Below are 8,606 nucleotides of genomic sequence, written 5' to 3' on the forward strand. Positions count from 1 at the left end.
CACCGCGAAACCACTTTGTCAACACTTTTTTCAGATTTTTTGACAAATTTTTCGGAACGTTTTTGGGCACTCTGTATATCGTGGTTGGCCTTTCCCAATACCACAAGAAGTGGTTTTTCCCCTTGTTGAACCCCCATAGAGGGTCTTTTTGCTATTATATAAGGTATAGGTGGTGATTTGCAAAGGTTTTACTTGCGGTTTAGCCGCGTAGGGCTTATACTGGTAGGACAAGAGTAATTGACGGGTGGGCATGGCCATGATGGAGATTTACCGCACAATAGACAAGCAGTTGACGCGGGTGGAGGATATGGACGAGGGCTGCTGGATTTGTCTGACAGCTCCGACCGAAGCCGAGGTGCGTCGGGTAGCCGCCACGCTGGACATTGAGCCCAACGACTTGTTTGCCGCCACCGACCCGGAAGAATCGGCCCGTATCAGTCTGGAAGACGGCTACACCGTCATCATCGTGGACATTCCCTATCAGGTACCGGGTTCCGGGGAAGGGATCTACTCCACCATCCCTATGGGCATCTTGCTTACCCAAGATTTGGTCGTCACGGTTTGCTCGGTGGACACACCGGTGATCGGGGATTTTTCCTCCTGCCGGGTACGGGGATTTTCCACCCGTAAGAAGATGCGGTTCGTCTACCAGTTGTTGTACCGGGCTGCCACGATGTACCAGCAGGAGCTGCGCCTCATCGACCGCCGGCGGCAAGCCCTTGAAAAGAATCTATCCGGCGATTTGCGAGACAGCGACTTGGTGGAGCTGCATGGGTTGGAGTCCACGCTGGTCTACTTTGCCACCAGTTTGCGGGCCAACGCCACCGTCTTGGACCGTCTGACCCGCTACAAGCGGCTGGAACAGTATCCCGACGACCGGGAATTGCTAGATGACGTGATCGTTGAGATCCGACAGGCCATCGAGATGACCAGCATCTACCGCGATGATATTAAAGGTACCCGGGAATTGTTCAGCTCCATTTTGGACAACCGCTTGAACAACGCCATGAAATACCTGACCAGCATCACCCTATTGATGGCTGTGCCCACCGTCGTCAGCGGCTTATACGGCATGAACGTCTCTTCAGAGGGTATGCCTTTCGCCAGCAGCCAAGCCGGTTTCGGTATCGTGTTGGGGCTGACGCTTATCGTCTGCGTGGTAACGGCTTGGTTCCTGCATAAAAAACACATGTTGTAACGCACTGCTCCCGCCCGGAAAAATCCGGGCGGGGGTTTTCTTTTAGGGGGTACTGTGGTAGAATATAAAAGAATATGGAATTTTCTCCGTATAGGAAACAGAAGCAACCTGATAGAGGGAAAGGATAAACGACCATGTGTGGTTTTGTTGGTTTTACCGGGCTGCGCGAGGCGCGTGAGGCGATCCTGCATAAGATGGCAGACCGTATCATCCACCGCGGCCCCGATATGGAAGGCTACCACCTGAGCGGCGACACCCCGGCCACCGCTGTGGCGTTGGGGTTCCGCCGGCTGAGCATCATCGACTTGGCAGCGGGCCGTCAGCCCATGTACAATGAGGACGGCACCGTTGTCTGCGTGTTCAACGGCGAAATTTATAACTTTATGGAGCTGCGCACCGAGCTGCAGGCCAAGGGCCACGTCTTTAAGACCCACTGCGACACCGAGGTGATCCTGCACGGGTACGAGGAGTACGGCAACAAACTGGCCGCTATGCTGCGGGGCATGTTCGCCTTTGTGGTGTATGACACCAAGACCCACGTCATGTACGGCGCCCGGGACATCTTTGGCGTCAAGCCGTTCTACTACACCCAGACCGATGCCGGCGAACTGCTGTTCGGCTCGGAAATCAAGAGCCTGCTGGAGCATCCCGGATTCCGCCGGGAGGTCAACCCCGAGGCCCTGCGCCCCTACCTGACCTTCCAGTACAGCGCCATGAACGAAACCTTCTTCAAAGGCACCTACAAGCTGGCCCCCGCCCACTGGTTTGAGTACAAGGACGGCCAGATGCACATTGAGCGGTACTGGGATGTGGATTTCCGCCACAAAACCAGCATGAGCTTTGAGGATTGTGCGGCGCAAATCGACGCCCGGGTACGGGAATCGGTGGCCGCCCACCGCATCAGCGACGTGAAGGTGGGTTCCTTCCTGTCGGGCGGCGTGGATTCCAGCTATATCACCGCCTGCCTGATGCCCAACGACACCTTCTCGGTAGGCTTCGAGACCCCCGACGGCAGCCATAAGTTCGACGAAACCACTGAGGCCGCCGAACTGTCCGCCAAGCTGGGCATCCGCAACTACCGGGAGATGCTGACCAAGGAAGAGTGTTTGAACGCCTTTGCGGACATCCAGTACCACATGGATGAGCCCCAGTCCAACCCCTCCTCGGTGCCGCTCTACTATTTGTGCCAACTGGCCCGCCGCCATGTAACGGTGGTGCTGTCCGGCGAGGGCGCCGACGAAATTTACGCCGGGTACGAGTGGTACGCCGACAACGCCATGATGCAGAAGTACAAGCATCTGCCGCTGGGGCTGCGCCATCTGGCCAGCGACGTGAGCCAGCATCTGCCCTACTTCAAGGGGCACGACTTCATCATCAAGGGCAGCGGCCGTCCCGAGGATTGGTTCATCGGGCAGGCGCTGGTCTTTACCGAGAAGGAAGCCTACGACATCCTGAAGCCCAAGTACCGGGTAGGCCCCACCGCCCGGGAGGTTGCCGCGCCCATCTACGACCGGGTGAAAGACCTGCCGGAGTTGGAAAAGAAGCAGTATCTGGATTTGAACCTCTGGCTGCCCGGTGACATTCTGCTGAAAGCTGACAAGATGAGCATGGCCCACAGTCTGGAATTGCGGGTGCCTTATCTGGACCGGGAAGTGCTGCGGGAGGCTTCCAGCTACCCTGTCAACTACAAAATCGCCGGCGACACCAAGGCCGTGCTGCGGGCTGCCGCCAACAAGACGCTGCCCGACGCGTGGGCCAACCGCACCAAGAAAGGCTTCCCGGTGCCCATTGCCAAATGGCTGGAGGACCCGGCGTTTTCCGCCAAGGTGCGCGCCCGGTTCGAGAGCGACGTAGCCGCCGAGTACTTCGACCAAGACAAGCTGGTGGCTATGCTGGCCGACCCGCGCCACGAGCGCCGCAAGATCTGGACAGCCTACACCTTCCTGACTTGGCATGAACAGTTCTTTGAGAAGTGGGCCTGACCGCCCACAGCGACCATTGTAAAGCAGACTCTTCTGTAAACAAGGAGATGCAATTTTTTCTATGATGACCGACCTGATCCCTGTATTTTTGGGTGCTGACCTGAACTGCTATAACTTTGCCCGGGCTTTCCATGAAGCCTACGGCGTCGAGAGCTACGCCTTCGGCCGCTATGCCATGGCGCCCACCAAATATTCCAAGATCGTACACTTCACCATCGTACCTGACATCGACAACGAGCCCACCATGCTGCGGGTGCTGCACGACTTTGCCAAAGAGCACGCCGGCAAGCGGCTCTATCTCTTCGGCTGCACCGACGACTACGCGGCCATGATCATCCGCCGCAAGGCCGAACTGCCGGAGTATATCGCCCCCGGCCCCGCCGCCGACCTGTACGGCTCTATCCAGAAAAAGGCCGAGTTCTACGAGGTGTGTGACAAGTTCGGCATTCCCTACCCCACCACCAAGGTATTGACCGCTCCGGTAGACGCCGGCGAACTGACCGAGGAGAAGCTGGGCTTCGCCTACCCCATCATCGTGAAGCCGTCCTCCAGCGTGGCCTATTGGAAATTCCCCTTTGACGGCATGAAGAAGGTCTACACCGCCGCCGATCCCGCCGAAGCCGCCGCCATCGTGAAGCAGATCTACGGCTCCGGCTATCCCGACAAGATGATCTTGCAGAAGATGGTCCCGGGCGGCGACGACCACATGCGGGTGCTGACCGCCTTCTCGGACGAGAATGGCAAGGTCCGGGCCATGTGTCTGGGCCACACGATGGTGGAGGAGCACACCCCCCACGGGCTGGGCAACCACGCCGCCATCGTCACCGAGGACACCACCGCTCTGCCGCTGGTGGAGAATATCCGCCAGATGTTGGAAGCCTGCCATTACACCGGTTTTTCCAACTTTGACATCAAATGTTCGGACGAGCCGGGGGATTTCCGGGTGTTTGAGATCAACCTGCGGCAGGGACGCAGCAACTACTATGTGACCGCCGCCGGCATGAACATCGCCAAACTGGTGGTGGAAAAGTGGAACGACGGCGGCACCGACTGCGTGCTGAACCGCAACGAGGTGTTCTGGCACCACGTACCGGCCAAAGTCGCCTTTACCCACACCGAGGACAAGAAGCTGGTGGCCCACGCCCAAGGGCTGAAGGCGCAAGGCAAGGAAGCCTGTTCGCTGCTCTACGGTCCCGACCTGCGGCTGAACCCTCTTCGCACTGCCTGTGTGCTGGAGCAGCTCCGCCGCCAGTTTAAGAAGTTCAAAACTTACTACCCGAAAGGCTGATCCTGCCATGAAATTGAACGATCTGGTTCGCCATATCGACCACACCGGCGCCTCGGAGGTGGAGATCACCGCCATCACCTACGATTCCCGCAAGGCGGGTCCCGGGTCGCTGTTTGTCTGTCTGGTGGGGGCGTGGATGGACGGCCACACCTTTGCCCAAAGCGCCTACCAGCAGGGCTGCCGTGCTTTTTTGGCGGAGCGCCCGCTGGACCTGCCCACCGACGCCGCCCAGATTTTGACCGATGACACCCGGGCCGCTTTGGCCGTCATCGGCGCGGACTTTTACGGCAACCCTGCCAAAGAACTGCACATTTTGGGCATTACCGGCACCAAGGGCAAAACCACCACGGCGCTGCTGACCGCCGCCATCCTGACCGATGCCGGACTGCCCTGCGCTTACATTGGTTCCAACGGGGTCAACATCGCCGGGACCCACGAAGCCACCGCCAACACCACGCCGGAAAGTCTGGAACTGCATCGGCTGTTCCGCAAAATGCTGGACGCCAACGTACACCACGTAGTGCTGGAAGTGAGCAGCCAAGCGCTGCGCCACCACCGGGTGGACGGCATCCCCTTTGAGGCCGTGGCCTTCACCAACCTGTCGGAGGACCATATCGGCCCCGGCGAGCACCCCGACTTTGAGGATTACAAGGCCGCCAAACGCCGCCTGTTTGCCGAGTACGATGCCCGGGTCATGGTCTACAACACCGACGATGCCGCCAGCGACTATATGCGGGCCGGGTTCCGGGGGCAGCAGGTCAGCTTCGGCATTGACCACGATGCCGACTACCGCGCCACCCAGCTGGCCCAGTACCGCAGCGAAACCGCCTTGGGCGTAGATTTTCTCTGTGCGCATAACGGCGAAACCACCCCGGTGCGGGTCATGTCGCCGGGGGCGTTCAGCGCTTCCGATGCGCTGTGTGCCATCGCCCTCTGCGGGGCCTTCGGCGTAACGCCCGCCCAAGCCGCCAAGACGCTGGCCCACACCCCGGTGCAGGGCCGCTTTGAGGTGGTGGAAGGCCTGCCCGGCCGCACCTTTATCGTGGATTATTCCCACAACGGTCTGGCGCTGACCAGCGCCCTGAAAACCCTGCGGGCCTACCATCCCCACCGGCTGATTTGCGTCTTCGGCTCGGTGGGCGGACGCACACAGGTGCGCCGCCGGGAACTGGCCGAAGCCGCCAGCGCTTGGGCCGATTACAGCATTTTGACCAGCGACAACCCGGACTTTGAGGATCCCATGGCCATTTTGCGGGACATCGACGCTGCCATGGCCATGGATGCCCAGTACACCTTGATCCCCGACCGGGCCGAAGCCATCCGCGCCGCAGTCCAGATGGCCGAGGAAGGGGACATCGTCCTGTTTGCCGGCAAGGGCCACGAGGATTACCAACTCATCGAAGGCAAGAAAGTTCCGTTTGTAGAGCGGGAACTGATTCAGGAAGCCTGCCGGGCCATCCACGGCTGAGCTGCATAAACAATACCAAAACGCGGGGGAGCCTTATCGGCTCCCCCGCGTTTTACTTGCAGAAGGGTTTAGGTTTCCAGCGTTCCCCGCTGGGCAAAGGCGATCATCTTGCTGTACGTTTCCTCGCTGAGATCGTGCTCGATCTTGCAGGCATCATGGGAGGCCACTTCCGGGTCCACCCCCAGCGCCACAAAAAACTGGGTTAGCTGGCGGTGGCGGTCATAGATCCGCCGGGCGATGGCCAGCCCCGGTTCTTCCAGATGGATGTAACCGTCGCCGTCCACCGAGATATAGCCGTTTTCCCGCAGGTTTTTCATCGCCACGCTGACGCTGGGTTTGGAATAGCCCATCGCCACCGCAATGTCGATGGAGCGCACCGCGCCTTTTTGTTCCTGCAGCATGAGGATTTTCTCCAGATAATCTTCCGCCGATTCATGAATGTTCATCGACGCGCCCCCTTTCGGTACGGTTCTGGTATTCACTATACCACGCGGGGCGTTTTTTTGCAACCAAAAGCGGGGCGCCGCAGCGCCCCGCTTGTTGTTTTATTGGGTGTTGGCGGAAGAACCGTGACCGCCGCAGCCACCGCAGCCGCCGCAGCTTCCACCGCAGGAGCATCCGCCCCCACAACTGTCACAGCCGCCGCAGCCGCCCCCGGCCTTGTGGCGGCGCCACAACAGCCAGCCGGTACCGCCAAAGATGATCGCCGCCCCCACAAGGGTGGGCAGGTTGAAGTTGACCGCGAGAAGTTCCGACATAGGGGAACACTCCTTTCCAAAAAATCAGCGGGATGTCACCGGTTTCTGGTTCGGCAAGCGGACTTCCTGCTCGCCCTCATACCGGTTGGGCCGCACCAGCAGCCAGACCGTCAGCGCCACCAGCGCCACGGCTACCACCGTGAAGAAGTTGAAGCTCACCTCTCCGGTGAACAAGCCGCCCAACTGGTACACCACCAGCGACGCGCAGTAGGCCAGCAGGCACATATAACCAATGGCAATGGCCGTCCAACGGGCATTGTTCATCTCCCGCTTGATGGCGCCCATCGCCGCGAAGCAGGGGGCGCAGAGCAGGTTGAAGATCATAAAGCTGTAAGCGGACAGCATGGTGAAATCCACCGCAATGTTGGCCCAGATCTCGTCGCCGTTCTCAGCCACTTCGGCAAAGCCATAGTTGACACCGAAGGTTGCCACCACGTTTTCCTTGGCGATGAGGCCGGTAACGGTAGCCACGGTGGCCTGCCAAGTACCAAAGCCCAGCGGCGCGAAGATCCACGATACCAAACCGCCGATGGTAGCCAGCAGGCTGGTGTTGTTGTCCTCCACCATGCCGAAGCCGTTCTCGGTAAAGCCGAAGCCCTGCAGGAACCACAGGATGATGGTGGAAGCCAAGATCACGGTGCCTGCCCGCTTGATGAAGGACCAGCCCCGCTCCCAAGTAGCACGGAGCACATTGCCCCAAGCCGGGACATGGTAGGCGGGCAATTCCATGACGAAGGGCGCCGGGTCACCGGCAAACAGCTTGGTCTTTTTGAGGATGATGCCCGACAGGATGATGGCCGCCATACCGATGAAGTAGGCCGAGGTGGCTACCAGCCCGGAGCCGCCGAAGAGTGCCCCGGCAAACAGGCCGATGATGGGCATTTTGGCGCTGCAGGGGATAAAGCAGGTGGTCATAATGGTCATCCGGCGGTCCCGCTCGTTTTCGATGGTACGGGAAGCCATGACGCCGGGCACGCCGCAGCCGGTGCCCACCAGCATGGGGATGAAGCTCTTACCGGACAGCCCGAACTTGCGGAAGATCCGGTCCATGATAAAGGCCACACGGGCCATGTAGCCCACATCCTCCAGCAGAGAAAGCATGAGGAAGAGCACCAGCATCTGGGGCACAAAGCCCAGCACAGCGCCCACGCCGGCCACAATGCCGTCCACCACCAAGCCTTGCAGCCACGGCGCACAACCTACCGACTCCAAGAAGCCGGTGATGGCGGGGGGCACCACTTCCCCAAAGAGGACGTCGTTGGTCCAGTCGGTGGCAATGCGTCCCACCGCAAAGTCGGTGCTGCCCATGGACAGGGTGTAGATCACCGCCATGACCAAGGCAAACAGGGGCAGCGCCAAGATCCGGTTGGTAACGATGCGGTCGATCTTATCCGAAACCGTCAGGTGCTCGGTGCGGGCCTTTTTCTCCACTGCCCGGCTGACCACGGTGTTGATGTAGGCATAGCGCTGGTTGGTGATGATGCTCTCGGCATCGTCATCCATCTCTTTTTCGCAGTCGGCGATATGCAGGTCCAAATGTTTGAGCAGCGCCGGGTCCAGTCCCAGTTCCGCCTGTACTTTGTCGTCCCGCTCAAACAGCTTGACGGCGTACCACCGCAGGAAGCGGTCATCCACCTTGCCCTGAATGGATTCCTCGATGTGGGCCAGCGCATGTTCTACGCTGCCGGTGAACACATGGGGCAGTTCCCCGGCCTGATGCTCCCGAGCGGCCGCTACCGCCAGCTCTGCCGCCTGACGGCTGCCCTCCCCTTTGAGGGCGCTGATCTCGATGGCTTCACAGCCCAGTTCCCGGCTCAGCCGTTTCAGGTCGATCTTGTCGCCGTTTTTGCGCACCAGATCGATCATATTCACCGCCATGACCACCGGAATGCCCAGTTCGATGAGCTGGGTG

The 8,606-nt window shown here is 59.7% G+C and carries 7 protein-coding genes; 4 read left to right on the forward strand and 3 right to left on the reverse strand.

What is annotated here, in order from left to right; genetic code table 11:
• The first annotated feature begins 256 nt into the window (after nt 1-256).
• The 4 genes from Q0526_RS10375 to Q0526_RS10390 all read left to right on the forward strand — a co-directional run bounded on the left by Q0526_RS10375 (nt 257) and on the right by Q0526_RS10390 (nt 5,936).
• Entirely contained in the window at nt 257-1,198 is a 942-nt protein-coding gene (locus Q0526_RS10375; RefSeq protein ID WP_298733235.1) for a magnesium transporter CorA family protein, read from the forward strand.
• Nucleotides 1,199-1,332: 134 nt separating this feature from the next.
• Nucleotides 1,333-3,180 (forward strand): asparagine synthase (glutamine-hydrolyzing), encoded by a 1,848-nt coding sequence (asnB, locus tag Q0526_RS10380; RefSeq protein ID WP_298733238.1) that lies wholly within the window; start codon nt 1,333-1,335, stop codon nt 3,178-3,180.
• A gap of 61 nt (nt 3,181-3,241) precedes the next feature.
• On the forward strand, nt 3,242-4,468 hold the full coding sequence (locus tag Q0526_RS10385; RefSeq protein WP_298733241.1) for an ATP-grasp domain-containing protein: 1,227 nt from the start codon (nt 3,242-3,244) through the stop codon (nt 4,466-4,468).
• Between the two features lie 7 nt (nt 4,469-4,475).
• The gene (locus tag Q0526_RS10390) at nt 4,476-5,936 is read left to right on the forward strand and encodes a UDP-N-acetylmuramoyl-L-alanyl-D-glutamate--2,6-diaminopimelate ligase (protein ID WP_298733243.1); all 1,461 of its coding nucleotides are present in this window, start codon (nt 4,476-4,478) and stop codon (nt 5,934-5,936) included.
• A gap of 68 nt (nt 5,937-6,004) precedes the next feature.
• On the opposite strand, the gene Q0526_RS10395 is transcribed toward Q0526_RS10390, so the two are convergent.
• From Q0526_RS10395 to feoB, 3 genes are all read right to left on the reverse strand, one after another.
• Entirely contained in the window at nt 6,005-6,382 is a 378-nt protein-coding gene (locus tag Q0526_RS10395; RefSeq protein WP_298733245.1) for a metal-dependent transcriptional regulator, read from the reverse strand.
• A gap of 99 nt (nt 6,383-6,481) precedes the next feature.
• Nucleotides 6,482-6,694, reverse strand: a complete 213-nt coding sequence (locus Q0526_RS10400) for an LPXTG cell wall anchor domain-containing protein (protein ID WP_298733248.1) — start codon at nt 6,692-6,694, stop codon at nt 6,482-6,484.
• Between the two features lie 24 nt (nt 6,695-6,718).
• On the reverse strand, nt 6,719-8,606 hold a 1,888-nt coding region (feoB, locus tag Q0526_RS10405), incomplete at its 5' end, for a ferrous iron transport protein B (RefSeq protein ID WP_298733250.1).

The sequence above is a fragment of the uncultured Subdoligranulum sp. genome (assembly GCF_937890665.1).